Annotated in this window: 24 protein-coding genes; 4 read left to right on the top strand and 20 right to left on the bottom strand. The window is 64.5% G+C overall.

The annotated features are described in order from the left end of the window. Nucleotides 1–199 precede the first annotated feature (199 nt). Genes F462_RS02310 through F462_RS02300 form a run of 3 tightly spaced genes read left to right on the top strand, consistent with a single transcriptional unit; the run spans nt 200 to nt 4964 of the window. Complete coding sequence (locus F462_RS02310) at nt 200–1837, top strand: alpha-D-glucose phosphate-specific phosphoglucomutase (protein WP_018139960.1); 1638 nt, start codon at nt 200–202, stop codon at nt 1835–1837. A 21-nt stretch (nt 1838–1858) separates the two neighbouring features. Beyond that, nucleotides 1859–3247, top strand: coding sequence for a sodium-dependent transporter (locus tag F462_RS02305; protein ID WP_038051294.1), 1389 nt, complete (start codon nt 1859–1861; stop codon nt 3245–3247). Nucleotides 3248–3296: 49 nt separating this feature from the next. After that, on the top strand, nt 3297–4964 hold the full coding sequence (locus F462_RS02300) for a Na/Pi symporter (RefSeq protein ID WP_018139962.1): 1668 nt from the start codon (nt 3297–3299) through the stop codon (nt 4962–4964). A gap of 98 nt (nt 4965–5062) precedes the next feature. Here F462_RS02300 and F462_RS02295 read toward each other — a convergent pair whose 3' ends face one another. From F462_RS02295 to F462_RS02205, 19 genes are all read right to left on the bottom strand, one after another. Then, nucleotides 5063–6259: an aminotransferase class I/II-fold pyridoxal phosphate-dependent enzyme gene (locus tag F462_RS02295; RefSeq protein ID WP_208854119.1), complete on the bottom strand. Its 1197-nt coding sequence runs from the start codon at nt 6257–6259 to the stop codon at nt 5063–5065. Between the two features lie 8 nt (nt 6260–6267). After that, nucleotides 6268–7725, bottom strand: coding sequence for a ribosome biogenesis GTPase Der (gene der / locus F462_RS02290; RefSeq protein WP_038051290.1), 1458 nt, complete (start codon nt 7723–7725; stop codon nt 6268–6270). Between the two features lie 49 nt (nt 7726–7774). Continuing rightward, nucleotides 7775–8935 carry an outer membrane protein assembly factor BamB gene (gene bamB / locus F462_RS02285; RefSeq protein WP_018139965.1) on the bottom strand — a complete coding sequence of 387 codons (1161 nt, stop codon included), beginning with the start codon at nt 8933–8935 and terminating at the stop codon, nt 7775–7777. A gap of 45 nt (nt 8936–8980) precedes the next feature. After that, nucleotides 8981–9595, bottom strand: coding sequence for a YfgM family protein (locus F462_RS02280; protein WP_018139966.1), 615 nt, complete (start codon nt 9593–9595; stop codon nt 8981–8983). Between the two features lie 33 nt (nt 9596–9628). After that, complete coding sequence (gene hisS / locus F462_RS02275; RefSeq protein ID WP_038051286.1) at nt 9629–10900, bottom strand: histidine--tRNA ligase; 1272 nt, start codon at nt 10898–10900, stop codon at nt 9629–9631. 397 nt (nt 10901–11297) lie between these two features. Beyond that, the gene (locus F462_RS02270; RefSeq protein ID WP_038051284.1) at nt 11298–12503 is read right to left on the bottom strand and encodes a helix-turn-helix domain-containing protein; all 1206 of its coding nucleotides are present in this window, start codon (nt 12501–12503) and stop codon (nt 11298–11300) included. Next, entirely contained in the window at nt 12500–13270 is a 771-nt protein-coding gene (gene pilW / locus F462_RS02265) for a type IV pilus biogenesis/stability protein PilW (RefSeq protein WP_038051282.1), read from the bottom strand. Before pilW ends, F462_RS02270 begins: the two co-directional genes overlap by 4 nt. After that, on the bottom strand, nt 13267–14400 hold the full coding sequence (gene rlmN / locus F462_RS02260; protein WP_038051280.1) for a dual-specificity RNA methyltransferase RlmN: 1134 nt from the start codon (nt 14398–14400) through the stop codon (nt 13267–13269). Before rlmN ends, pilW begins: the two co-directional genes overlap by 4 nt. Before the next feature lie 104 nt (nt 14401–14504). Further along, nucleotides 14505–14936 carry a nucleoside-diphosphate kinase gene (ndk, locus tag F462_RS02255; protein WP_018875048.1) on the bottom strand — a complete coding sequence of 144 codons (432 nt, stop codon included), beginning with the start codon at nt 14934–14936 and terminating at the stop codon, nt 14505–14507. A 364-nt stretch (nt 14937–15300) separates the two neighbouring features. Next, nucleotides 15301–15504 (bottom strand): Fe-S cluster assembly protein IscX, encoded by a 204-nt coding sequence (gene iscX, locus F462_RS02250; protein WP_026181409.1) that lies wholly within the window; start codon nt 15502–15504, stop codon nt 15301–15303. 14 nt (nt 15505–15518) lie between these two features. After that, complete coding sequence (gene fdx / locus F462_RS02245) at nt 15519–15857, bottom strand: ISC system 2Fe-2S type ferredoxin (protein WP_018139973.1); 339 nt, start codon at nt 15855–15857, stop codon at nt 15519–15521. 2 nt (nt 15858–15859) lie between these two features. Next, entirely contained in the window at nt 15860–17743 is a 1884-nt protein-coding gene (gene hscA, locus F462_RS02240; protein WP_038051278.1) for a Fe-S protein assembly chaperone HscA, read from the bottom strand. A gap of 16 nt (nt 17744–17759) precedes the next feature. After that, entirely contained in the window at nt 17760–18302 is a 543-nt protein-coding gene (gene hscB, locus F462_RS02235) for a Fe-S protein assembly co-chaperone HscB (RefSeq protein ID WP_038051276.1), read from the bottom strand. Between the two features lie 94 nt (nt 18303–18396). After that, on the bottom strand, nt 18397–18720 hold the full coding sequence (gene iscA, locus F462_RS02230; RefSeq protein ID WP_018139976.1) for an iron-sulfur cluster assembly protein IscA: 324 nt from the start codon (nt 18718–18720) through the stop codon (nt 18397–18399). Nucleotides 18721–18728: 8 nt separating this feature from the next. Next, nucleotides 18729–19136, bottom strand: a complete 408-nt coding sequence (iscU, locus tag F462_RS02225; RefSeq protein WP_018139977.1) for a Fe-S cluster assembly scaffold IscU — start codon at nt 19134–19136, stop codon at nt 18729–18731. Between the two features lie 55 nt (nt 19137–19191). Then, entirely contained in the window at nt 19192–20415 is a 1224-nt protein-coding gene (locus tag F462_RS02220; protein ID WP_018875045.1) for an IscS subfamily cysteine desulfurase, read from the bottom strand. A 6-nt stretch (nt 20416–20421) separates the two neighbouring features. Continuing rightward, nucleotides 20422–20934, bottom strand: coding sequence for an Rrf2 family transcriptional regulator (locus F462_RS02215; RefSeq protein ID WP_018139979.1), 513 nt, complete (start codon nt 20932–20934; stop codon nt 20422–20424). 58 nt (nt 20935–20992) lie between these two features. Beyond that, entirely contained in the window at nt 20993–21820 is an 828-nt protein-coding gene (gene cysE / locus F462_RS02210) for a serine O-acetyltransferase (protein ID WP_198005384.1), read from the bottom strand. A 56-nt stretch (nt 21821–21876) separates the two neighbouring features. Beyond that, a complete protein-coding gene (locus tag F462_RS02205; protein WP_038051274.1) occupies nt 21877–22617 on the bottom strand; it encodes an RNA methyltransferase in 741 nt (246 codons plus the stop codon). A 163-nt stretch (nt 22618–22780) separates the two neighbouring features. On the opposite strand from F462_RS02205, the gene F462_RS02200 reads away from it, so the two are divergent. Next, nucleotides 22781–23593 (top strand): inositol monophosphatase family protein, encoded by an 813-nt coding sequence (locus F462_RS02200; RefSeq protein ID WP_038051271.1) that lies wholly within the window; start codon nt 22781–22783, stop codon nt 23591–23593. Nucleotides 23594–23813: 220 nt separating this feature from the next. Here F462_RS02200 and F462_RS02195 read toward each other — a convergent pair whose 3' ends face one another. Beyond that, nucleotides 23814–25724, bottom strand: a complete 1911-nt coding sequence (locus F462_RS02195; RefSeq protein WP_051918100.1) for a thioredoxin domain-containing protein — start codon at nt 25722–25724, stop codon at nt 23814–23816. Nucleotides 25725–25815: the final 91 nt, after the last annotated feature.

The following is a 25815-nucleotide window of genomic DNA, read 5'->3' as shown; positions in this document are numbered from 1 at the left end:
AAAACGGGCGTGGGAACGGCGTTGCGGTTCCCTTGTGCAGAATGACTGCACGGCAGTCACCGCGCCTTGTTCGCACGCAAAAGCGACTCGAGCGCGGACGAGCGATTAAGTCAGCGTCTACCTAGACTTTTTGGTAACTTCGAATTCGTAGACCCCCGTCCTCGCGGGCGGCCTCAGACCAACAAGGATGCGCGACCCCATGGACATCAGTGTCGTCACGACCCGCTCGTTCAGTGATCAGAAGCCCGGCACCTCCGGGCTGCGCAAACGTGTTCGGCAGTTCCGCCAGCCGCACTACCTCGAGAACTACGTGCAGAGCCTGTTTGATGCCTGCCCGGAACTCACCAATGGGGAGCTGCTTCTGGGTGGCGATGGGCGTTTCTACAATCGCGAAGCCATCCAGATCATCCTCCGTATGGCCATCGCCAATGGTGCAGAGAAGGTCGTTGTCGGCCTGGGTGGCCTGCTATCCACCCCCGCAGCATCGCATCTGATCCGAACCCGCGGGTCGAACGGCGCCTTGATCCTCTCCGCGTCGCACAATCCAGGCGGGCCAGAGGGCGACTTCGGGATCAAACTGAACACGGCCAACGGGGGACCGGCACCGCCGTCGGTGACCGATGCCGTTTTCGAGAAGAGCATGCAGATCCAGCATTATCGGATCGCCCAGGGTGCCGAGCATGTGGACATCGATCACCTCCACATGCAGACGATCGGCGACACCCAAATCGAGATCCTGGACCCGGTCGCACCCTACGCCGACTACATGGCCACGCTGTTCAATTTCGAACGTATCGGCGAGCTGCTGCGCTCGGATCACTTCGCCATGCGATTCGATGCAATGCACGCGATCACCGGCCCGTACGCCGAGGAAATCCTGGTCAATCGGCTGGGCGCCCCTATCGACACCATCCTCCGGGCCGAACCGCTGGCGGACTTCGGCGGCCGCCACCCCGACCCGAACCTGTCGCATGCCCGGGAACTGCGCGAATCCCTGTTCGGCCGCGACGCTCCGGACTTCGGCGCCGCCTCCGACGGCGACGGTGACCGCAACATGATTCTCGGCCGCCACTTCTTCGTGACACCCTCGGACAGCCTGGCGATCATGGCTGCCAACGCCCACCACATCCCGGCTTTTGCCGATGGGCTGAAGGGGGTTGCCCGCAGCATGCCCACCAGCCAGGCCGTGGATGTCGTCGCCGAGAAACTGGGCATTCCCTGCTTCGAGACCCCCACCGGCTGGAAGTTCTTCGGCAACCTGCTGGATGACGGCCGCATCCGCCTGTGTGGAGAAGAGAGTTTCGGTACCAGCTCGGACCACGTCCGCGAGAAAGACGGGCTGTGGGCCGTGCTGTTCTGGCTCGATCTGCTGGCCGCGCGCCGCCAGTCCGTGGAAGAGATCGTGCGCGACCACTGGCGCCAGTACGGCCGCCACTACTACACCCGACATGATTACGAAGGCGTGGAAAGCGATCGCGCCGAGCAGGTCATGGCCCGCATCCGAGAACAACTGTCGGTGCTGCCGGGGCAATCCCTGGCCGGCATGCGGGTCGCCCGCGCGGACGACTTCGCCTACCGCGACCCGGTCGACAATAGCCTGACGGAGCACCAGGGCCTGCGGGTCCTGTTCGAGGGTGGCGCCCGGATCATCTTCCGGCTATCGGGTACGGGTACCGAGGGCGCCACACTCCGCCTGTACTTCGAGCAACACGAAAGCCATCCGGATCACCTGGACGCCGATCCGCAGGAACTTCTGCGCCCGCTGATCGAGGCCGCCAGCCGGATGGGCGACATACCCGGCCGGACCGGACGCCAGGGGCCCGACGTCGTAACCTGAACGGTTACGCGTACCGGCTCGATGGACGTCATTGCCACCCGGCAGCGCTGGACGCACAGCTATGCCTTCGTACTCGCCGCCACGGCGTCGGCGGTGGGGCTCGGCAATATCTGGAAGTTTCCTTATATCCTTGGCCAGAATGGTGGCGGCGCGTTCCTGCTGATCTATCTCGGCTGCATCGCGCTGATCGGCATACCCGTAATGATGGCGGAGGTCATGATCGGCCGCCGCGGGCGCCGCTCACCCGGATATGCGGCCCTGGCGGTGGCACGCGAAAGCCATGCCCACGACACCTGGACCCTCGTCGGCTGGATTGGGATTCTCGCCCTGTTCCTCATCATGACCTTCTATGTCGTGGTCGCCGGATGGGTCTTCGCCTACATACCCCAGGCCGCCAGTGGTGCCTTCGCATCGGCCAGCCCGGATGACGTCAGCGCCACCTTCCAGGCGATCACCACATCAGGCTCGGGGATGCTGTTCTGGACCACGCTGGCCATTCTCGCGACGTCTGCGGTGGTCGCCCTCGGACTGCGTCGCGGCCTGGAACGCTGGGCAGGCTGGCTCATGCCGATCCTGTTCCTGCTGCTCCTGGTTACGATGGGTAGTGCCATGATCATGGGGGATCTCTCGCAGGCCCTAGGGTTCATGTTCTACCCGGATTTCTCGGCTCTCGACGGTCACAGCATCCTGATCGCGGTGGGTCACGCGTTCTTCACCATGACCCTGGCCTCCGGCGTGCTGATGATGTTCGGGGCTTATCTACCGCAGCAGACCTCCATCGCCGGCACCGCAATCGGCGTCGCGATCGCGGATACCCTGATCGCCCTGATCGCGGGGCTTGCAATCTTTCCCATCGTGTTCGCCTATGGACTGAATCCCGCCGCGGGGCCGGGTCTGATGTTCGAGGCTCTGCCCCTGGCACTCTCGGCCATCCCGGCGGGCGTGCTGCTCGCGACCGTATTCTTCGTGGTCCTGGGTATCGGGGTATTCAGCACCATGATTGCCAATGTGCAGGTCTTCGTGCACCTGCTAAGGGAGCGCTTCGGGATGCATCCGGCCGGGGCTGCGATGATCTCCGGACTCGCCATCTGGGGGCTCAGCCTGATCACCATTGCCTCGTTTACCGATGCCGAATGGGCACAGATCGAGCTCACCCTGCTGGGGCGGGAATTGCCCACGCTCTACCACCTGATCGAGCATGCCTCGATCAATATCCTGCTACCCATAAGCGGATTGCTGATCGCCCTGTTCGCGGGCTGGGTCATCCCCAACCAGATCGCCGCCAGCGAGATGGGACAGTGGCGAATCACCCACTCGGTATGGCGCACGCTCCTGCGGTATCTCGCGCCCGCGGCCCTGCTTGGCCTGTTTTGGCAGCTGTCGGACCTGAGCGGCCATCTGCCGCTGTGAACCGAAGCCCGCTGCACGTTGCATCCTCAGGCACCGTTAGAATACGCCCATGAATGATGAATGGATCGTCACGTTCGAGATCGCCGCCACCCTGTTCGCGGGACTCGGGCTGTTCTTCGTCGGCATCCGCCTGATTAGCGAACATCTGCGCCAGTTGGCGGATCGGCGCCTGCGCACCCTGGTCGGACGGGCAACTGCAAGCGATCGTTCCGCTGCAGCGCTGGGACTGGTAGGCGGCGCCATCAGCCAGAGCATCCACGCCGTAATCTTCGTGCTGATCTCGCTAGTGACCGCAGGCGTGCTGGATGCACGCCGTGCCCAGCCGGTCATCAACTTTGCCAATCTCGGGACCTCGCTGCTAGTGCTGATCGCCGCCCTGGACCTGAGCCTGATGGTGTTCATCCTGGTGGGGGTGACCGGTCTGCTGTTCTACTTCGATCGCGACCAGTCTGCTCGTCTGCGCCACCTGATCCGCGCGCTGCTCGGCATTGGGCTGCTGTTTCTGGGCCTGATCTTCATCAAGGATGGGGCCAAGCCGCTGGCCGACCTCCCCTGGATGACCGAACTCATGTCCCTCTCGGCGCAATCCCTCCTGATCGCGTTCGTGACGGGGCTGGTATTCGCGGTCATCGCCCACTCCGCCTCCAGCATCACCATCGTCACCATGGCCTTGGCCGCCAGTGGCGTGATCGATCTGGAGTACGGGCTGATGGTGGTCTATGGCGCGGGCTTCGGCACGGGCATCAGCACCCTTGTGCTAGCCGCCTCGCACAAGGGGCTCGGGCGTCAGCTAGCGCTGTACCAATTCATCCTCAAGGCCATGGGGTTAGCTCTGCTGCTCCCACTGTTCTGGATCGAGTTCTACGGCGGCATCCCGCTGGTCGCGGCCTTGCTGGCCGCACTCCCGGTCGGGATTGGCTTCCAGATCGCGTTCTCCTATGTGCTCTATCAGATTGCCTGCGACATGGTCATGCACCCGTTCCACCACCGCGTCGCCGACTATCTCGAACGCAAGGCCCCACCCACCGCGGAGGAGACCCTGGGGAAACCGAAGTACCTCTACGCCGGGGCCCAGAACGACGCGGGCAGTGCCCTGATGCTGGCTGAGCAGGAGCAGCTGCGCCTGCTGCGGCACCTGCCGGAATATCTCGACGGCGTACGCGACGAGATTCCGCAGCCCCGTCACGACCGCGTTAGCCTGCAGCGCGGCGGAACCCAGGTCGCGGACGCGACGGCACAATTCCTGGACGAAATCCTGTCGGGCGCCCTCAGCGGCGCCACCCTGGACCATGCGATCGTGTTAAAGAGCCGGAACGAACTGATCGCGTCGCTGCAGGAGACCCTCAACGACCTGGTCATCGAGGTCGAACGCGCGCGCACGGGCAAGGACTCGGCCGAGGCGCGTGCGCTGACCCATGGCCTGATCGAGACCCTCCACATGATGCTGCTGACGCTGAACGATGCGGCACGTACCGGGGATGCCGACGACATCGAACTGCTGCAGTCGCTGACCCATGATCGCTCGGAACTGATGGACTCGATCCGGCGCCGTCTACTGACCGGCGGCGAACTCGTCGGCAGCACGCGCGACGCAGTGTTCGGTGCCACCAGCCTGTTCGAGCGCGGGGTCTGGCTGCTGCGCCGCTACTCCCTGCTGCTGGCCTCCCCGGAGGGCGCCCGCTACGAGGCCCCTGAAACCGCCGCCGCCAGCGCATAGGAGCCGAGTACTTTCGGCGATCGCGGCCGCGCCAGCCCCCCTTCGGCCAGAGGGCTAGCCTCCTACAGTGCGATGGTCACCGAACCGCGAGCGCCGTGTCACCCGCGGGCGAACACGGTTTGCAGGCGCTCCAGCGCCTCGCGCAGGCGGGACTCGGACTGAGTGTAAGCAATGCGCACGTAATCGCGACCGCTGGTGGGGCTGAAGTCCGTGCCCGGAGTCAGGGCCACTCCCGTCTCGTCCAGGATTCGGGCACACAGGGCCTCGGAATCCACTCCATGCGCCCGACAGTCGGTCCAGACATAGAACGCCCCCTCCGGGCGTGCCTGCACTTCCAGGCCGAGCCTCGGCAACGCATCCAGCAGCACATCCCGGCGCGCCTTTAGTTCCTGGACCTGGGACTGCAGCAGGTCCTCGGTTTCGGGGGCGAAAGCCGCGAGTGCGGCGGCCTGCGCCACAGTGCCCGGGGCCACGAAGAGGTTCTGCGCCAGACGCCGTACCGGGTCAACCCAGGCTTCCGGCACCACCATCCAGCCCAAACGCCACCCCGTCATCGCGAAGTACTTGGAAAAGGAATTGATCACCACGACATCCGGAAACCCGGCTACCGCACTGGGCTCCGGCGACTCGAACACGATCTGGGCATAGATCTCGTCCATGATCACCAGCCCCCCGCGCTCGCGAACGACTTCCACGATGGCGGCCAGGCGTTCGCGGGACAGGCAGGTGCCGGTCGGGTTGGCCGGGGAGCCGAGAAGCACGGCCCGGGTGTTCGCACCCCAGGCGGCGGCAATCGTGTCCGCAGTCGGCTGAAAGTCCACCCCTGCCGACACGGGTAGACCGACGGGGATGGCGCCACGGGCCGAAACGAACTGGCGGTTACAGGCATACCCCGGGTCCGGCAGCAGGACCTCCTCGCCCGGGTTCACCCCGGCCGCCAGGGCCAGAAGGATGGCGGCGGAGGCCCCGGCGGTAATGACAATCCGCTCCGGGTCGACCTCGGCCCCGTGACGCCGCTGATAATCGGCCGCCAGGGCCTCGCGCAGGGCCTGGGTGCCATGCGCAGGGGTGTACCGGGTATCCCCGCCCGCCAGCGCGGCCCGGCCCGCCGCAATCACCGGTGGCGGGGTCGGGAAGTCGGGTTCGCCCACCTCCAGGTGAATGATGTCGCGTCCGGCTCGCTCGGCGGCCTGCGCCCGCGCCAGAATATCCATGACGCGAAATGGCTCGACGACCTTCGCGAATGCCGACAGCGCCGGGGGTCCGGCTGGATACGCAGGGGGCTGCGAGGCCATGCCGATGCTTAGCGGCGCACGTGCCGCATCAGGCGCTTGCGCTTGTGCTGCTGCCTCGGGGTCAGCTTGTTGCGGCGGCCGGCAAAGGGATTACGCCCGGAGCGGAATTCCATCCGCATCGGGGTCCCGACCAGCTTCAAATGCTTGCGCAGGAAGTTCTCCAGGTAGCGTTTATAGCTACCCGGAAGGGAATCCGTCTGGTTGCCGTGGACCACGATCACTGGCGGGTTCTGCCCCCCCTGGTGAGCGTAGCGCAGCTTGATGCGGCGACCGCTCACCATCGGCGGAGCATGCTCCGCCACCGCGGCCTCCAGCAGGCGGGTGAGTTCCGGCGTGGAGACCTTTCGAAAGGCGCTGGCGTGGGCTTCTTTCACATCATCCAGCAAGTGCCCGACGTTGGTTCCGTGCAGCGCCGAAATCAGGCGCATGCGGGCGAAGTCCACGAAGCCCAGGCGGCGATCAAGCTCGTCCCGTATACGCTCGCGGGCATCGTCCCGCATGCCGTCCCACTTGTTCACCGCCAGGACCAGGGCACGCCCGGCCTCGATCACCATCCCCAGCAGGTGCGCATCCTGATCGGACAGCCCGGCATGGGCATCGACCACCAGGATCACCACATGGGCGGCCTCGATGGCCTGCAGCGTCTTGATCACACTGAATTTTTCGATGACCTCGTGCACCCGGGCACGCCGCCGAACACCCGCGGTGTCGATCAGGGTGTAGTCCTGGCCGTCGCGCTCGAAGGGGACAAAGATGCTGTCGCGGGTCGTCCCGGCGACATCGGTCGCGACCACACGCTCGTCACCCAGGATGCGGTTGACCAGAGTCGACTTGCCCACATTGGGACGCCCCACAATGGCCACGCGGATACCCGGCCAGTCGTCCAGGGCCGCCTGCTGCGACGCCTCGTCGAGACCATCCGTTTCGGCCTCGTCGCCACTGGCCGTGCCCGCCGCCTGGGATGCCCGGCGTTCGGCCGCCACATCCTTGCGCACCGCCTGCATCAGGCCCTGCACACCGCGCCCGTGAGAGGCCGCGATGGAGGTGACCTCGCCCAGACCCAGCGCATAGAACTCGGCACTGACGGAATCGGCATCCAGACCGTCGGTCTTGTTCACGACCAGGCGTGCCTTGACCCCTGAGGCGCGGAGCTGGTCGGCAATCACCTGGTCCTGCGGTGTCAGTCCATCGCGGGCATCCACCAGCAGCAACACGTGATCGGCTTCTTCGACCGCCCGTTGCGTCTGCTCGGCCATGGCGCGGTCCATCGCCGCACCTTCCCCGGACAGACCGCCAGTATCCACCACCAAATAGGGAAAATCGCCGACCTTGCCAATCCCGTACTGACGATCACGCGTCAGCCCGGCGACATCGGCCACCAGGGCATCGCGCGAACGGGTCAGTTGGTTGAATAACGTCGACTTCCCCACGTTGGGGCGCCCGACAAGGGCGATAACGGGGATCATGAGTCGTTGCGGTCCGCGCGTGGTAGGCGCGTGTCAATCCAGGCGCTACTCACTCGCTGCCCCCAATCTCGGGGTTCACCGCCGTCAGCTGACCGTTGTCGGTGATGACATACAAAGTCCCGTTGACCAAAGTGGGGCGTGTGACCACCGCCCCGGAACTGGCCCGCAGGCGGGCGACAATGCGGCCGTCTTCGAGGTCGACCCAGTGCAGATAGCCCTCGTAGTCTCCGACGATCGCATGCGGACCCACCACCACCGGGGCCGTTACCCCACGCAGGCGCAAGCCGTCCATCTGCCAGAGGTCACCGCCGCTGCGAGGATCCAGTCCCCAAACATGGCTCTCGGCATCGGTCACCACCAGGACATCGGAGTCCGTATCCACGTCCCCACCCTGGTACGAGGAGAAATCACGCGCCCAGAAGATCTCACCGGAGTTCAGGTCCAGTGCGGCCAGGCGACCCTGGTAGGTGGCCGCGATCGCAGCCCCGCGGTACAACGGAATATGCCCGTCCACGTCCACCATGCGTTCGACCTCCGTGCGGCCGGTCGAGACCCCCAGGGTCGTCTCCCACAACACGTTGCCACGGTTGAGCCCGAGCATCAGCAGCCGCCCATTATCGAAGCCAGCCAGCACGCGGCCCGAGGTAATCTGCGGGCGCTGCCCACCACGCAGGCTCAGCGAGGGTGTGGTGCGTAGCGCGGTCCACTGGGTCGCCCCGGAGGAGGCATCCAGGGCATGGATACGCCCGTCATTGGTCCGCACCACGACAAGCCCGCCGGAAACATCCGAAACCGCGAGGACCTCGCTGGATAGCGCAGACCGCCAACGCTCACCACCATCAGCCAGATCCACACCGATGGCGTGACCATCCAGCGTTCCGACCACTGCAATCTCTTCACCAACACCCACCCCGGCCGAGACCCGGGCATTGTCGAGACGGTTCTGCCAACGCTGGCTGCCTCCATCCGGATTCAGGCCCGAGACGCGACCGGCCGCATCACTCACCACCACCAGGTCCTCGGCGATACCCGGGTATACCTGCCACAGGAAACGCTCACCCCCGCTACCGATGGAGCGCGACCAGAGGCGCTCCGGCTGACCCTCAGCCTCGAACTCCGGAAGGTCCGCAGGCGGCTCCGTAGTATCACGCTGCCAAAGCCCGCAGGCACTCAGGGACAGGATCAGCGCGCTGGCAATCAGCAGACGCACGGCCGGACTCGTTAGGGAAGGCACAGACATCAGGCGACGGGTCCTCTAGACGGAAAGTTCTTCGTATTTCAGGCGCAGATACTCCGGGCTATGCCCGGCATCGAGCGCCGCACGGTAGTGCTCGCGGGCCCGGTCGCGGTCGCCGCGGGCATGCGCCAGATCTCCTTCCAGCTCGCGCTTCAGTCCGGTGAATGCCTCGCTGCGAACGTCGGCCAGAGTCGCTTCGGCGTCGTCCAGACGCTCGGCCAGGATCATTTTGCGAGCCAGACGCAGGGTGAAGACGTCGCGGTAGCCCCGATCCGGTGCCGCATCCCGTGCCGCCTGCAGCGCATCGATTGCGCCCTCGATATCGTCCTGTGCGATGGCTGCGTCGGCTCGATAAATCCACGCCAGGGCACGGTACGGCGTCCCCCGGCCCTGCTCGATGACCGCATCAGCAAGCTCGGCGGCGCGCTCGGTTTGCCCCGTCTGGCCGGCGACCTGCAAGGCCTGATACATCTCCGAAGCGGCCTGCGCCCGCGTTTCCTCGCGGTCACTCCACCAGTTCCAGCCGAACAGGCCGCCGATGCCCAGCACCAGGCCAGCCGCGATCGCCAGGCCGTTATCCGCCCACCATTGTTTGATTCGTTCCGCTTTCTCTTCGTCGGAGAGGTCGCTCATCGTCTTCTCTATCCGTTACGTTGCGTCGTCGCGTTATTGCAGCGCCGTGCGTAAATGATCGGCCAGGGCTCCGCGTTCGACAGATACCTGTTCGCCGCCCTGCGATCTTAACGGCTTCACCGTAACCGTGCCCGCAGCGTGTTCGTCACTCCCGAGCACCAGGGCATACTGAGCACCCAGACGGTCGGCTCGCTTCATCTGCGACTTGAAACTACCGCCACCGCAGTGCTGGACCAGGGTCCGTCCGGGCAGTTCACCGCGCAGTGTTTCAGCCAATTGCAGCGCTGGGCCCGTGAGCTCGTCACCACCAACAATCAGATAGACATCCGGGCCAGGGGCCGCCGGGGCATCTTCGCGCGCCTCGAGCAGAGCCACCAGTCGCTCCAGACCCATCGCCAAGCCAATCGCCGGAGTCCCGCGTCCGCCCAGCTGCTCGACCAGGCCATCGTAACGGCCGCCGGCACAGACCGTGCCCTGGGCGCCGAGATCATCGGTGATCCATTCGAATACCGTGTGCGTATAGTAATCCAGCCCACGCACCAGCCGTGGGTTGTGCTCGAACGGGATACCCAAAGCCGCAAGGTGGTTGCAAAGGCCGTCAAAATGGGCCCGGGAAGCATCATCGAGATCATCCATCAGGCTCGGGGCCTGGGCCACGACCTCCCGGGTTGCCGGGTGCTTGCTGTCGAGAATGCGCATCGGATTGTCGTACAACCGCCGCTGCGCCTCTTCGTCCAGGGCGTCGCAATGCTGCTCGAAAAAGGCAATCAGGTGGTCGCGATAGCGCTGACGACTCTCAGGGGTGCCCAGGGTGTTCAGCTCCAGGCGCACGTTGGCCAGCCCCAGCATCCGCCACAGACGGGCCGTCATCGCCAGCATCTCGGCGTCGACGTCCGGCCCCTGCAGGCCAAACACCTCGACTCCCACCTGATGGAACTGGCGGTAACGTCCCTTCTGCGGACGCTCGTGGCGGAACATCGGCCCGAGGTACCACAGACGCTGCACCTGGTTGTGGAGCAACCCGTGCTGGATACCGGCACGCACGCAGCTGGCGGTCCCCTCTGGGCGCAAACTCAGGCTGTCGCCATTGCGATCGTCGAAGGTGTACATCTCCTTTTCCACGATATCCGTCACATCCCCGATGGAACGCTTGAACAACTCGGTCGCTTCCACGATCGGCATGCGGATCTCGTGGTAACCGTAGCCCTCCAGGACCTCGCGCAGAATGGCTTCCAGATGCTGCCAGACGTGAATGGACTCGGGCAGGATGTCGTGCATCCCGCGGATGGATTGAATCGATTTCATGACTTCTTCTGATTATTTCGTGATGAACGCGCCGAAACACATCGGCAACGACAACGGCCTGCAGGCCCCTAGGGAAACACTGATTAATGTACGCGCTCGCGCTCGAGTCGCGTTTGCGTGCGTTTAATGCGCGGTGACTGCCGTGCAGTCATTCTGCACAAAGGAGCCGCAACGCCGTGCGCATGCCCGTTTTCGACAACAACGGGCGGACGAGCCTCTGCTTTTAATGGTTTGCGGGGTTGGCACCCCAGGTTCCCCGATCCTGCGTTGCGCCCCGAATCCATCAGAAACGGGCGGGTAGAACCACTACCCGCTACGCGACGCGCCTTGTCTCGGAACGCTTTGTCTCGAAAACTGGGGGGTACCAACGCGAGTGTGTACATTAATCAGTGTGTCCCTAGCCTTCCAGGTCGAAACGGGCGGTGCGGTCACCCCGGACATGCGGCTCGATGTCGACCGCTTCACCGTCCAGGGTGAGCGAGACGCCGCTGGCGTTTCCCAGGACCACGCGACCCGGAAGCTCCAGACGCATCTCCTCGCGATCGCCCTGGCTCAGTACACCGGTCAGGACCACGTCGTCTGCGGCGTCGCGGATTTCCACCCAGGAGGTCTCGCTAAATTCCAAAACCAGTAGCGCGCCACCGCTGTCATTGGCTGATACCGACGGCGAAGCTTCCGCTGCGGCCAGCGGCGAGAACGATTCCTGCGTATCCGCCGCTGCTCCCGCATCCTCCGACTCCGCGGACTCGGCCCGCGACACGACGAGCTCGGTCAATTCCTCGGCGGAAAACGTCGGTTCGGAAGACGCTGTCGGCGCCGCTTCGGCCTCGCCGCTGGGGGTCGGCGCAACGACGGGCTCCGGGCTGACGGCCTCCGCGGATTCGGATGCCTCACTCGAGGACGCTGGGGCCTCAGAATCCACACCTTCCTGGGACGAGGCCTCCTCGGCCGCGCTTGCGTCCTGGGTACTCGCGTCGTCACCGCTGGTCAGTCCATGCAACACATCCTGTGCATCCCCTAGGTTCAGCGAGGGCAGCACAGGGCTTTCCGTGCGTTCGTTCCAGGCGTATACCCCCAGACCCAGCAGCACCAGCAATAGCAACAGGGCGAGCCAATAGATGCCTCGCCCCCGGCGACGCCTAGGACCACGTGCAGAAGGCGTCGCCACGGCACGCAACTCTGGATCCTCCAGCCCATGACGCTCAAAGGTCTGAATCCAGGGCGTTACATCCACGCCCAATTCGCGGGCACAGGAGCGCAGATATCCGCGCACATAGGCGGGTGGCATGTGGTGAAATCGGTTCGCCTCCAGGTCCTCCAGCGTGCCCCGCCCAAGGTGGATGCGACTCGCAAGCGTTGCCGTATCCAGCCCAGCCAACTCGCGCGCGCGGCGCAGGCTTGCACCCGGTTCGTAATCACCTTCACCGACATCCGCCTCCGAAGGAGTCGGTCGGTCGCGGCTGGTCAGCCCATTGGCCGCAGAGAAGGATGGCTCGGGATCGGGGTCCGCCGAATCCGTCCTGAGTGGGGCCACATTCCCTGTCGAATCATCCACCTCATCAACGCGTCCCAATCCTGGCTCGTTGTCATGCGGTTCTTTCACCCTTCACGCTCCAGTCGCCGTACCTCGTTGTTTTCCGCACTGTCGGGGTACTGACGATTGAGGCGTTCGGCACAGGCATTGGCTGCGCGACGGTTGCCCAGCGCAGTTTCCGCCTGATAGCAGAGCAACAGGGTTTCGGCACTCTCGACATTCTGGCTATCCAGGCGCTGCAGGAAGGCGCGCGTCTGCATCGGCCGGTCATCCTCGTAGGTCAGGCGCGCCAGTTCCAGCAACGCGCGCGGGTATTGCGGGTTCAGTTCCAGCGCTCGGCGCAGCTGGCGTTCCGCGGACTCGATGTCACCGGCATCGGCATGGCAGACGCCCGAGTTCATGTACGCGATGTCGCGACGATCATAGTCGGGATTGTCGATCGCCTTCGCGAACAACTCCTGAGCCTCGTCGAAGTCCTCCCGACCACACAGCAGCGCACCGAGGTTGGTCTGCGCAAAGGGGTTACCCGAATCACGCCGCAGGGCACGCCGATAGTGGTCTTCGGCCTGCGCGGACTCGCCTTTGCGCTCCATCACCGCGGCCATCCCAATGTTGGCCAGCGCATCGCCAGGATCGTAATCCAGCGCGCGCCGCAGGTTGCGTTCCGCCTGTTCGAACTCACCTTCACGCAGGTACCCAATGCCCAGCTCGGCGTGCACCTCGGCCGCCTCCTCGCGCTCGCCGGATACCGGCCGGTCCGCCGTCGCCGCACAGCCACCTACCAGTAGCGCCAGGGCGAGCACCCCGGCGATCCGCAAACCTGTGCGTGCGGTCATGAAACCCTCCGGTCAGTCTGCGGCAACTCGGCGTGCAGGCGGAACATCCGCATCCCACGATTCGTTCGATCCTCAACCTGCCCCACCAACTGGCCACAGGCGGCGTCGATGTCGTCGCCCCGGGTCCGGCGAACCGTGGTGACATAACCCGCCTTCTGCAAGCGCCGTTCAAAGGCCAGCACATCGGACTCCTGCGGACGATCAAAAGGCGCCCCCGGGAACGGATTGAACGGGATCAGATTGATCTTGCCCGGGATACCCCGCAGCAGTCCCGCCAACTCATTGGCGTGTTCGGGCTGGTCATTCACCCCCGCCAGGAGGACGTACTCGAAGGTCACGCCACTGTGGGCGTCGGTCGCCTCAACGTAGCGGCGGCAACTGTCCAGTAGCTGGGCAATCGGATACTTGCGGTTGATCGGCACCAGACGATCGCGCAAGGCGTCGTTCGGGGCGTGCAGGCTCACGGCCAGGGCAACATCCGTGTGTTCGCTCAAGCGGTCCAGCGCAGGCACCAGACCGGAGGTCGACAGCGTCACCCGCCGGCGGCTCAGGCCGTAGGCGTTGTCGTCAGTCATCAACTGACAGGCCGGGACGACTGCATCGAAATTGGCCAGCGGCTCGCCCATGCCCATCAGGACCACGTTGCTGACCGCCCGCTTGCGACCCTCGGGGGCCGGCAGGCGCTGCATGGCCAGCCAGACCTGGCCAATAATTTCAGCGCTGGTCAGGTTGCGGTTGAAGCCTTGCTGGGCGGTGGAGCAGAAGGTGCAGTCCAGCGCGCATCCGACCTGGGAGGAAATACAAAGCGTGCCGCGTCCGCCCTCGGGAATGAAGACGGTTTCAATGGCATTGCCATCGGGAAGCCGCAGCACCCACTTGACGGTGCCATCGGAGGAGGCCTTTTCCAGGCCAATCTCGGGCACTTGGATCTCGGTCTCGCGTGCCAGACGCTCGCGCAACTTGCGCGAGACGTCGGTCATTTGATCGAAGTCGATGACCCCGCGCTGATGGATCCATTTAATCAGCTGGGTGGCACGAAAACGCGGCTCGCCCCACTGCGCCAGCAGCTCGACAAGCTGTTGGTGGCTGTAGCCCAGAAGATTCAGTGGGGTAGTGGATGCGCGTGCCATAAGAGGGACCAATTGATTCAAGCCCCTAGTGTACTGCGCCAAAGGGATGCCTGCCTACGGGGCTGCGTGCATCGGCCCCGTACCGTAGGAGACAAAACCCGGTACTACCGGGTGCGCGGGCAGACGCCGTCGTCGCCGAAGAAGAAGGCGATCTCGCGCTCGGCGGTTTCCGGGGCATCGGAGCCGTGCACGGCGTTCTCGTCGATGGAGACGGCGAAGTCGGCACGGATAGTGCCCGGGGCGGCTTCCTTCGGGTTGGTCGCGCCCATGATGTCACGGTTCTTGGCGATGGCGTCATCGCCTTCCAGGACTTGCACCAGCACCGGGCCGGAGATCATGAATTCGACCAGATCGTTGAAGAACGGGCGTTCCTTGTGCACGTCGTAGAAACCCTCGGCCTGTTCACGGCTAAGGTGCATCATGCGCGCACCGACGATCTTCAGGCCGGCCTTCTCGAAACGGCCGATGATGTCGCCGATCGCGTTCTTGGCAACGGCGTCGGGCTTGATGATGGAAAGGGTGCGTTCAACGGCCATGGGACGGCTCTCCTGCTACTTGGATTGAAGATCGGTCGCCGAGTCCGCCCTGGAAACGAGAGAACCCGCCGAACAGCGGGTTCCCAACGCAAAATCAACGCGGACACAACGTGCGGCGCGTAGTCTAGCGACCTCCAACGCCTACGGCAATCGACCGCGCCAAGACCTTAGTGCACCGCCAGCGTCGTACCGAAGGTCAAAAGCGGTTCACAGGAAGATGGGAAGACTGGAAGGAATCATTATGTGTGGCCATCGGGTGGTTCTTGCCGGGGCGGACCACCGTTGAATTCTTCCAATCTTCAAACCTTCCTGTGAACCGCTCTAGACCTTCAGGGCGCTGATGCGAAACCAGGCTTGGGCGTCGTCAGTCGTCGACGTCGGCCTCGTCCATCCACGCGGCCTGGATCGCTTCGAGGATGCGTTCGCCGGAGCGTTCCGGGTCGTCGTCGAATTCCGGCAGGTTCATCACCCACTGGCGCAGGTCCATGAAATTGATGTTGCGCGGGTCAACGTCCGGGTGTTCATCGGCCAGCTGCATCGCGATTTCCTGGGTGTCGGTCCACTTCATCGCCATCCCCTCGCTCAGTGGTTTTCGGAAACCTGGTTGATGGTGTACTTGGGCAGTTCCACCACCAGGTCAGTATCGGCCACCAACGCCTGACAGGACAGGCGCGAATCCGGTTCCAGGCCCCAGGCCTTGTCCAGCATGTCCTCCTCGTCCTCGGTCGGCTCCTCGAGGCTGTCAAAGCCTTCGCGCACGTAGACGTGACAAGTCGTGCAGGCACAGGACTTCTCGCAGGCGTGTTCGATCTCGATGCCGTTCTTCAGCGCGAGATCGCAAATGCTAATGCCCGGATCGGCCTCGATGGAGGCCCCCTCCGGGCAGATTTCCTCGTGGGGCAAAAAGATTACCTGGGGCATGTTCAGTTCCCTGCGTCGTATTCGCTAACGTTATGGCCGGCCAGCGCCCGCCGAATGCTGTCGTTCATGCGCCGCGCGACAAAGGCCTCGGAGGCCTTTTCAACCCGCTTGCGCGCGACCTCGATGGCATCGGGGTCGCTACCCTTCTCACGCTCCTCGCGCAGCGCGTCGCGCGCCTGTTCGATGGTGTTGCGCTCTTCCGGCTCCAGGTAGCGGTCGCCGTCGGTCGCGAGCGCGGCATCCAGCGCCTCGAGCACGCGATCGGCCTCCACCTGCTGCTCGCGCAGGCGGCGGGCCTCCATATCCTCGCGGGCGGAAGACGCGGAGTCGCGCAGCATCTGCTCGATCTCGGAGTCGGTCAGTCCGTAACTCGGCTTGACCTCGATATGCGCCTCGACCCCCTGGGTCTGCTCGCGCGCGGTCACGTTGAGCAGGCCGTCCGCATCCACCTGGAAGGTGACCCGGATGCGCGCGGCGCCAGCCACCATCGGCGGGATACCGGACAGGGTGAATTGCGCCAGCGAGCGGTTGGCATCGACCACATCGCGTTCGCCTTGTAACACGTGCAGCGACATCGCGGTCTGGCCATCCTTGAAGGTCGTGAACTCCTGGGCCCGCGTGACCGGGATCGTGGTATTGCGCGGCACGATGAACTCGACCAGCCCGCCCATCGTCTCCAGCCCCAGGGACAACGGGATCACGTCCAGCAGGAGCAGCTCGGTGTCCGGCTTGTTACCGGCCAGGATATCGGCCTGCTGGGCCGCACCGATCGCCACCACCCGATCGGGGTCAATGCCCGCATGCGGGGCGCGGCCGAAGAAACTCTCGACGGCTTCGCGTACAGCCGGCATACGAGTGGAGCCCCCGACCAGCACGACCTCGTCGATCGCCCCGGTCTCCAGCCCAGCATCCGCCAGCACCTGCTTGCAGGCATCCATGGTGCGATCCAGCAGGGGCTGTGCAAGGGTCACCAGCGTCAATCGGTCCAGCGCGCCCGACCAGGTGCTGTCATCGGCGCGAACCACCTCGACCGGAGTGCTCTCCGCCTCGGTCAGGGCTTCCTTCGCCTGACGGGCGGCCATCAGCACGCGCCGCAGGAGCTGGGGATCGGTCTCGCCGGCCATCCCGGCCTGGTGTAGCAGCCAGTCGGCAATCGCACGGTCAATGTCGTCACCCCCGAGGGCCGAGTCACCACCCGTGGCCAGCACCTCAAACACCCCGCGTCGCAGCTGCAGGATGGAGATATCGAAGGTGCCGCCACCCAGGTCGTACACCGCAATGGTGCTTTCCTCGCCCTGGTCCAGCCCGTAGGCGACCGCAGCGGCGGTAGGCTCGCTGATCAGGCGAAAGACGTTCAGGCCGGCCAGTTGCGCCGCGTCTCGCGTGGCCTGGCGCTGGGCGTCATCGAAGTATGCCGGCACGGTGATCACCACACCTTCCAGTTCGTCGCCCAGGGTGGCCTCGGCGCGCTGGCGCAGGGTATGCAGGATGTCAGCCGAGACCTCGACGGCGGTCTTGTCACCGGCCGCCGTCTCGATCCGAGGGACGCTGGATTCGCCGGTCTTGAGCCGGAACGGCAGTTCACCGGAGAGCCGCGCAACATCATGGGCCCCGCGCCCGATCAGGCGCTTCACCGAGGCGATCGTGTTGTGCGGATCATCTGCGGCGTGTTCGGCCGCTGCGTGCCCCACGGTCACCGCGTCCGCGGCGTAGTGCACCACCGACGGCAAGATGTGACGACCCTCTGCGTCCGGCAGGGTATCCGCCTCCCCACTACGCACGGTGGCCACCAGCGAGTGGGTGGTACCAAGATCGATCCCGGCGGCCAGGTGGCGCTGATGCGGCGCCGATTCGGCTCCGGGTTCGGTGATCTGCAATAACGCCATCGGGTATTCGGCTCCTTCACTCGGCCGCGGATTGATTACCGCGCGCCAGGCTTTGTCGGGTACGTTTCAGTTCATCCAGCAACCGGTCGAAGAAACGCAGCTCCAGCACCCGGTCCTTGGCATTTGCCCTCGGTGCTTCCGGATCTTTCAGGGCGTCGGCGACCTTCGTCCGCGCCTCAGCCCGAGCCTGTTCCAGCTCGGCGCCGGCGGCCTCAACGGCTGCGACATCCTGCGTGGACTCCGCCTCTTCCAGGCGCTCGCGCCACTCGATCTGGGCCTCAATGAACTCGATGTCCTGGCTGGTATCACGCTCAGGATCGAAGTCCACACCGGTACGCTCCAGCATACGGACCGCACGCCGGTAATCGTCCGCCAGGATCGCGTAGGCCTCGTTCACATCGGCGGCCACAGCCGCGGCCATGCGCCGCGCCTGATCGCCCTGGCGCACAAAGCGGTCCGGATGCAGCTCCGCCTGCAGGCGACGAAAACGCTCATCCAGCTGCGACCGGTCGACCTCGAAGGCCACCGGCAGATCAAACTGTTCGAATGGATCGGTCATCACATCCCCGGTTTGCGGGCAGGCAACAAAAGAAAAGGGGTGGGACGACAACTGGAAGCCAGTCGCCATACACCACCCCGGATGCGATGCTCAGTCAGATGCTGAAGCTTTCACCGCAGCCGCACCGGGCTTTCTCGTTCGGATTATTGAACCTGAACCCTTCGTTCAGGCCTTCCTTGCCAAAATCCAGCTCGGTCCCGTCGAGGTACACGAGGGATTTCGGATTGACCACCATCTTCACGCCACGATCCTCGAAGACGGTATCGGTCTCCTCGACATCGTCGGCGAACTCGACCACGTAGGCCATGCCCGAGCAGCCGGTCGTCCTGACGCCCAGCCGGACGCCCACTCCCTTGCCTCGTTTCTCGAGGAAGTTGTGGATACGCTCGGCTGCGGGTTCGGTCACTGTAATCGCCATTGGGTGCCTCAGGCAGACTTCTTGTCGGCTTCCGCGGCGCCGTGGCGCTCCTGGTAATTGGACACGGCGGCCTTGATCGCATCCTCGGCCAGCACCGAGCAGTGGATCTTCACCGGCGGCAGGGCCAGTTCTTCCGCGATCTGCGTATTCTTGATCTGGCTCGCCTCTTCCAGAGTCTTGCCGCGCACCCACTCGGTCAGCAGCGAGCTGGAGGCGATCGCGGAACCGCAGCCGTAGGTCTTGAACTTGGCGTCCTCGATGATGCCTTCGTCGTTGACCTTGATCTGCAGCTTCATCACATCACCGCAGGCCGGAGCGCCGACCATGCCGGTGCCGACCGTGTCGTCGTTCTTGTCGAAGCTGCCGACGTTGCGCGGATTTTCGTAGTGGTCCAGAACCTTGTCACTGTAAGCCATGACCGTTCTCCTCTTGCGTGTGTACGCGTTGCGTTCGTGTTGCCGAGTCGGAGGCCTAGTGGGCCGCCCACTCGACGGTGCTCAGATCGATGCCGTCCTGGTACATCTCCCACAGCGGCGAGAGTTCGCGCAGCTTGCCGACCGCAGCGCGCACAATCTTCACCGTATGGTCGATCTCCTCCACGGTCGTGTAGCGACCGATGGAGAAACGAATGGAGCTGTGCGCCAATTCGTCGTCGCGGCCCAGAGCGCGCAGGACATAGGACGGTTCCAGGCTCGCCGAGGTACAGGCCGAACCCGATGACACGGCGATGTCGCGCAGCGCCATGATCAGGCTCTCGCCCTCGACGAAGTTGAACGAGACGTTCAGGTTGTGCGCCACGCGCTGCTCCTGGTCGCCGTTCAGGTAAACCTCTTCCATGCCATCAAGACCGGCCCACAGGCGATCCCGCAGCATGCGGACACGCTCCAGTTCGGAACCCATCTCGGCGCCTGCGAGGCGGAAGGCCTCGCCCATACCCACAATCTGATGCGGCGCCAACGTGCCGGAACGCATACCGCGCTCATGGCCACCACCATGCATCTGGGCCTCGATACGCACCCGCGGCTTGCGGCGTACGAACAGCGCACCAATGCCCTTCGGGCCGTAGGTCTTGTGCGCGGAGAAGCTCATCAGGTCCACCGGCAGATTGGACAGGTCGATCGCCACTTTGCCGGTCGACTGGGCCGCATCCACATGGAACACGATCCCGCGCTCGCGGCACAGGTTGCCGATGGCCTCGATGTCCTGGATGACGCCGATCTCGTTGTTCACATGCATCACCGAGACGACGATGGTGTCATCGCGCATCGCGTCTTCCAGCTCCTGCAGGTCGACCAGACCGTTTTCCTTCACGCCCAGGTAGGTCACCTCGAAGCCTTCTCGCTCCAGCTGGCGCGTGGTATCGAGCACAGCCTTGTGCTCCGTCTTCACGGTGATGATGTGCTTGCCCTTGCGCTGGTAGAAATGCGCGGCACCCTTGATCGCCAGGTTATCGGCCTCGGTCGCACCGGAGGTCCAGATAATCTCCTTGGGATCGGCCCCTACGAGCTCGGCGACCTGGCCGCGAGCGTTCTCCGCAGCTTTCTCCGCGGCCCAGCCGAAGCTGTGGCTGCGCGAGGCCGGGTTGCCGAACAAGCCATCCTTGGTCAGACAGCCCGTCATTTTTTCCGCCACACGCTCGTCGACCGGCGTGGTCGAGGAATAGTCGAGATAGATCGGCAGTTTCAGGTTGCTCATTGCGCGTTAGCTCCTTTCCGCAGCCGCCTTGACGGCCGCATTGCTTTGTTCGGTCGAGGTCTGCCGAGCAGCGCCGTGCATCACGACCTCCTGCACACCATCTTTTTCCATTTGTTCCCGGTGGCGCTGCAGCACATCGCCCAACGAGCGGGTGCTGAGGAAGTCGTAGACCTGCTGGCTCAAGTCGGTCCACAAATCATGCGTCAGGCAGCGCGAGTCCTTGTTGCAGTTGGCCTTGCCACCGCAGCGCGTCATATCGACCGGCTCGTCCACGGCGACCACGATGTCGGCCACACTGATCCCTTCCGGGTCACGGCTGAGGGCATACCCTCCGCCCGGACCACGGCTGCTGTTCACCAAGCCCTGGCGACGCAGCCTGGAAAAAAGCTGCTCCAGATAGGACAATGAGAGCTTCTGCCGGCGCGCCACCTCGGCCAGGGATACCGGGCCATCGGTAGTGTGCATCGCCACATCCAGCATGGCGGTGACGGCGTAGCGGCCTTTGGTCGTCAGTTTCATGGTTGAGTGCACTTGTCGGTCATTTGCCGGCAAGCTTAGCAATACCTGACCAAAACGATCAAGTATTCCCTTGCTGTTTACGTTCTTGTTCGTCTGGCGCGCTCCCCGGGACCTCGCACTCGTCCGGCTCCAGACCCTCCAGATCGCAAGCCTCAAGCGGTCCGGAGTCGTCTTCGCCCAGCGCCTCGCCCGGATCGATACCGGCGCGTTTGAGCGCCTGGCAGGCCCGCTCCATGCGTTCATCCAGGTCATGCACCCGCTGCACGATGCGATGGATCGCATTCGCCACCGGGTCAGGCATGTCCCGCGACAGGCCGTAGGCATCGAAGCCCATACGGTCGGCCATCTGCTGGAAACGCGGGTCTGGCTCCGGGCGCGGCCCAATCACTCGCGCCGGAATCCCGACCGCGGTGGCATCCGCCGGCACATCCTTCAACACCACCGCATTGGAACCGATGCGCGCGTGATTACCGATATGAATCGGCCCCAGCAGCTTGGCACCCGCCCCGATCACGACCTCGTTGCCGAGCGTCGGGTGGCGCTTGCCGCCCTCCCAGGTCGTCCCGCCCAGGGTGACCTGGTGGTAGATCGTGCAGTCATCGCCGACCTCGGCGGTCTCGCCGATCACCACGCCCATGCCGTGGTCGATAAAGAATCTCTGGCCGATCGTCGCGCCCGGATGGATTTCGATCCCGGTCAGCCAGCGGCTGAAGTTACCCACCACCCGACCCAGCCAACGCATCCGGTGGGTCCACATCCAGTGCGCGAGGCGGTGATACCACAACGCGTGCAGGCCGGGGTATGCGGTCAGCACCTCGAAGGCGTTGCGTGCCGCCGGGTCGCGGTCAAATACGCAGCGAATGTCCTCGCGCATCCTGTCAAACATTGTCCGGCCTCATTCCTGAGTCATCCACTAAGGTATCACGCAGCTCGTGCGCTCCCTCAGCGGCCCCTTTCCGTGTGCGTCAATATACCGCGCAGCATACGGACCTCACTCGAACTGAGCTCGGCACGCTGGTACAGGTGGCGCAGTCGTCGCATCAGGTTGCGGGGATTCTCCGGGTCCAGCACGTCGATCGTGGTCAGGGCCTGCTCGAAATGCGCGAACAGCCCCTCCATCTCGGCCTGCGTGGCCGGCGGGTCGCGCTCCTGGGCCGCGGCCGCAACGGTGGTGGGAACGGGCGCGCCGGCGAGCGCAGCCATGCGCAGCGCATAGGTCATCACCTGCACGCTGCCCGCGAGATTGAGGGAGGAGAAATCCGGCACCGTCGGCACCTGCACAAAGGCATTGCAGTGATCCAGATCGGTGTTGGTCAGCCCGCTGTGTTCGCGGCCGAAGACTACCGCCACCGGGCCTTCGTCCGCATGCCCAAGCGCCTGGTTCGCTGCGACATCCGGCCCCAGCACAGGCACCGAGTGGGTGCGCAGCCGGGCACTGGTCCCCACCACCCACACACAGTCGGACAGCGCATCCGCAAGGTCGGCCACCACTCGCGCGTTTGCCAGCAGGTCATCGGCACCGGAGGCCAGCGCGGTTGCATCCGCATGGGGAAACTTCTCCGGCGCCACCAAGACCAGGTCGGTGACGCCCATGGCCTTCATTGCCCGCGCGGCGGACCCGATATTGCCCGGATGGGTCGTCCCCACCAGGACCACCCGCAGGCGTGCCAAACGTTCTTCCATCGAGCCTTCGCTCCCCGAACCCCGCGCCCCGAACGGCGCGGCCGGATTGTACACGGCACGGGCCACGACTTCCCAAGAAAGAGCCGCTTGTGTATTGTTCGCGGCCTTCCCGCAGTACCAGCGCGCACCCGCGGGACACCCCGCAGAACACCAGGAGACACCCATGCACCCCATGCTGAACACGGCGGTATCGGCGGCCCGCGAGGCCGGACGCATCACCACCCGCGCCTGGGGCCGGCCGGATCGCATGAACACCCGCGAGAAGGCCCGCAACGACTGGGTGTCGGACGTGGATCTCAACGCGGAACAGGTGATCGTGCAGACCCTGCGGCGCGCCTACCCCGACCACGCCATCATGGCCGAGGAAGGCGGCGAGCAAAGCGGCAAGGATGCCGACTTCGTCTGGATCATCGACCCGCTGGACGGCACTACCAATTACCTGCGCGAGATCCCGCAGTACGGCATCTCCATCGCCCTGCAGCACAAGGGCCGTCTGGAACAGGCGGTGGTCTACGACCCGCTCAAGGAAGAGCTGTTTACCGCCACGCGCGGCGCCGGCGCCTTCCTCAACAGCCGCCGCATCCGCGTCTCGGAACGCAAGGACCTGAATGGCGCCCTGCTGGGCACTGGCATCCCGTTTCGCGAGGGACAGGACCTGGAGCGCTATCTGAGCAGCCTGCGCCATCTGGTGCCGGGCACTGCGGGTGTGCGCCGCCCCGGCTCCGCCGCACTGGATCTCGCTTGGGTCGCGTGCGGGCGCTTCGATGGCTTCTGGGAGATGGGCCTGCAGCCCTGGGACATGGCCGCGGGCCTGCTCCTCGTGCAGGAGGCCGGCGGTGTGGTGAGCGACTGGCAGGGCAACCCCGACGTGATGCGCCGGGGCGATGTCGTCGCCGCCAACCCCAAGGTCCTCAAGGCCATGCTCCAACGCCTCCACAAGGCCGAAAAGGAAGCCACTAGCCCCTCCAACACCTGAAAGGCCTGCTCACCACGAAGCACACGAAGGCACGAAGAAGGTCAAGGTCAAAAGCATTCGACAGGAAGAAAGGAAGGCTGGAAGGAATGATTCTGGGATGGCCCTCCACCTGTTCCATCGCGTATCAATTTATCGATTTTCTTCTGAACTCCCAACCTTCCTGTCAGCCGCTCTTGACCTTCTTCGTGCCTTCGTGCGCTTCGTGGTGACAAAAAACCCGTCAGCGCGCGCGATGCTGGAGCCAGAGGATCAGGCGGGCGTGATGGTGCGGGTCGCTCTCGATGGCGCGTCCCGGGCGCAGGTCATAGTCGGTGAGTGCGGCCTCCAGCGTCTCGTGGTTCTCGGCCAATTCCTCGGTCAGCGCCAGGATGAGCGTGGTGGGCGAAGGCCGATGCACGGCTGGATGGAAGCGCTGCGAGATCATGCCCGGTAGCGGGGGCTCTGGTTCCGGGCGAAAGCCGTCCGCGTCGAGGAAGCGTTCCCAGGCGTTCTCGAGCAGGGCCGCGACCACCTCGGTGCCACCCTCCCCCTGCTGCCGCTCCCAGTCGTTCAGGCCCTGGGCAACGAAGGCATAGTCGTTCAACGTCGCCGCACCCGCCTGGTCTGCGGGCAACCCCATCAATGCCGGTAGTGCCGCCGGGTCATCGGCCACCTCCAGCAACCAGTCCCGTACGGCCTCGCCCGCCTCACGGAAGCGTTCGTCATGGTCGGCGGCCACTGCCAGCGCCGACAGCAACAAACCGTGAGCGCCCGTCAGGACCTTCTCGTCGCGCGGCAGACCCCGCTCTTCGCGAGCTCGAATGAGCGCCTCTCGACCGGCGTCGATCTGCTCCTTCACGGCGTCCTGGTCGAGGTCGAAGCGTTCGACCAGCTCGGCCTTGCTGTCGCCACTTCGGGGCAGATGCCCGAGATCAAAAACCGAGGACCCTTCCATGCCGAACCATGCACGCACGAGCTCGGGATTCTCGTGACCCTCCAGTGCCGTCTCCAGGTCTTCCTCTGGCCAAAGATAGGCACCGCCTTCCCGACCCTGGTCGTCCATGGCCGATAGGCTGGAGGCAAAACCGCGGAATCCGTCCGCCGAGGTTTCGGCCTGCTCGCCCATGTCGTCCTCGCGCAACGCCATGTCCCGCTTAACAAAATCCAGGTTTTCGAGTCCAAGCTCGATCCAGTCCTCGCGGCCGTAGTGCTCGCCGGCCTGAAGATACAACCAGGCTAGCTGCGCCTGATCCTCCAGCATCACCTCGAAATGGGGCTCGTTCCAGTCAGGGGACTCGGAATAGCGGAAAAACCCGCCCCCCAGCACATCCCGCAACCCGGATCCGGACATTTCATCCAGCGTGATCTCGAGAAACTCGGGGATCCAGTCCGGGGCATCGTCCGCCTGATCCGCTTCCAGCATGGCTCGAAGCCAGGGCGAATGCGGGAACTTGGTGGACTGGCCAAAGCCACCCTCAAGGTCATCCGCCTCCCTTTCAAATCGGCTCCACAACACCTGTGGCAGACGCCCGGCGCGGCTGTCGGACATCGGCTCCTCGCCTTCGCGCAACTGGGTGGACAACTCCTCACTCCCACGGCGTGCCAGATCCACCAGCGCGTCGTAGTCCGCATCCAGACGCTCGGTGATGCCATCCAGGAATTCGGCAAACTGATCGCGCGGGGCATACACCACGCCGGTCAGCGCATGTCCGTCAGGGGTCACCACGACGTTCAGGGGCCAGCCGGCACTGCCGGCCGTGGCCCGCTGGAATTCCAGCAGGTAGCTATCCAGGGCACCATCGACTTCGCGGTCAACCTTCACCGGGATGAAATGCTCGTTCAGACGCTCGGCAATGCCCTCATCCTTGAAACTCTCCTCCTGCATCACGTGGCAGTAGTAACAGGAGTAGTAGCCGCTGGAGATCAACAAGGGCCGCTGCTCTTCACGCGCCTTGTCGAGCAGGGCCGGGTCCCAGCCACGCCACTTGACCGGATCATCTACGTGCAGGCGCAGATAGGGCGAGATGCTGTCCGCCATTTCCGGATTGGCCTTGGCCACACTCGGCAGAACCATCGCACCCAGCAACAAAGCGGTAATCAGGGCAACCCGGTACCTTCCGAAATGCACAAACATGTCGACTCCCAGCATCATATTGTGAAGATTGCTACTCTTTGGTGGACGGACGTGTACCAAAGGTTCATCCCGGCCTGGACGATCGGACACATATCCGAGACGCGGCGAC

Source organism: Thioalkalivibrio sp. ALJ1 (assembly GCF_000745395.1).
Lineage (GTDB): Bacteria > Pseudomonadota > Gammaproteobacteria > Ectothiorhodospirales > Ectothiorhodospiraceae > Thioalkalivibrio.
This window is presented reverse-complemented; position numbering and strand designations above follow the sequence as displayed.

Excerpts from the sequence above, each read along its gene's own strand:
- F462_RS02310 (WP_018139960.1), top strand. The coding sequence starts at position 200 with ATGGACATCAGTGTCGTCACGACCCGCTCGTTCAGTGATCAGAAGCCC.
- F462_RS02305 (WP_038051294.1), top strand. The coding sequence starts at position 1,859 with ATGGACGTCATTGCCACCCGGCAGCGCTGGACGCACAGCTATGCCTTC.
- F462_RS02300 (WP_018139962.1), top strand. The coding sequence starts at position 3,297 with ATGAATGATGAATGGATCGTCACGTTCGAGATCGCCGCCACCCTGTTC.
- F462_RS02295 (WP_208854119.1), bottom strand. The coding sequence starts at position 6,259 with ATGGCCTCGCAGCCCCCTGCGTATCCAGCCGGACCCCCGGCGCTGTCG.
- der (WP_038051290.1), bottom strand. The coding sequence starts at position 7,725 with ATGATCCCCGTTATCGCCCTTGTCGGGCGCCCCAACGTGGGGAAGTCG.
- F462_RS02280 (WP_018139966.1), bottom strand. The coding sequence starts at position 9,595 with ATGAGCGACCTCTCCGACGAAGAGAAAGCGGAACGAATCAAACAATGG.
- hisS (WP_038051286.1), bottom strand. The coding sequence starts at position 10,900 with ATGAAATCGATTCAATCCATCCGCGGGATGCACGACATCCTGCCCGAG.
- pilW (WP_038051282.1), bottom strand. The coding sequence starts at position 13,270 with ATGACCGCACGCACAGGTTTGCGGATCGCCGGGGTGCTCGCCCTGGCG.
- rlmN (WP_038051280.1), bottom strand. The coding sequence starts at position 14,400 with ATGGCACGCGCATCCACTACCCCACTGAATCTTCTGGGCTACAGCCAC.
- ndk (WP_018875048.1), bottom strand. The coding sequence starts at position 14,936 with ATGGCCGTTGAACGCACCCTTTCCATCATCAAGCCCGACGCCGTTGCC.
- iscX (WP_026181409.1), bottom strand. The coding sequence starts at position 15,504 with ATGAAGTGGACCGACACCCAGGAAATCGCGATGCAGCTGGCCGATGAA.
- fdx (WP_018139973.1), bottom strand. The coding sequence starts at position 15,857 with ATGCCCCAGGTAATCTTTTTGCCCCACGAGGAAATCTGCCCGGAGGGG.
- hscA (WP_038051278.1), bottom strand. The coding sequence starts at position 17,743 with ATGGCGTTATTGCAGATCACCGAACCCGGAGCCGAATCGGCGCCGCAT.
- hscB (WP_038051276.1), bottom strand. The coding sequence starts at position 18,302 with ATGACCGATCCATTCGAACAGTTTGATCTGCCGGTGGCCTTCGAGGTC.
- iscA (WP_018139976.1), bottom strand. The coding sequence starts at position 18,720 with ATGGCGATTACAGTGACCGAACCCGCAGCCGAGCGTATCCACAACTTC.
- iscU (WP_018139977.1), bottom strand. The coding sequence starts at position 19,136 with ATGGCTTACAGTGACAAGGTTCTGGACCACTACGAAAATCCGCGCAAC.
- F462_RS02220 (WP_018875045.1), bottom strand. The coding sequence starts at position 20,415 with ATGAGCAACCTGAAACTGCCGATCTATCTCGACTATTCCTCGACCACG.
- F462_RS02215 (WP_018139979.1), bottom strand. The coding sequence starts at position 20,934 with ATGAAACTGACGACCAAAGGCCGCTACGCCGTCACCGCCATGCTGGAT.
- cysE (WP_198005384.1), bottom strand. The coding sequence starts at position 21,820 with ATGTTTGACAGGATGCGCGAGGACATTCGCTGCGTATTTGACCGCGAC.
- F462_RS02205 (WP_038051274.1), bottom strand. The coding sequence starts at position 22,617 with ATGGAAGAACGTTTGGCACGCCTGCGGGTGGTCCTGGTGGGGACGACC.
- F462_RS02200 (WP_038051271.1), top strand. The coding sequence starts at position 22,781 with ATGCACCCCATGCTGAACACGGCGGTATCGGCGGCCCGCGAGGCCGGA.
- F462_RS02195 (WP_051918100.1), bottom strand. The coding sequence starts at position 25,724 with ATGATGCTGGGAGTCGACATGTTTGTGCATTTCGGAAGGTACCGGGTT.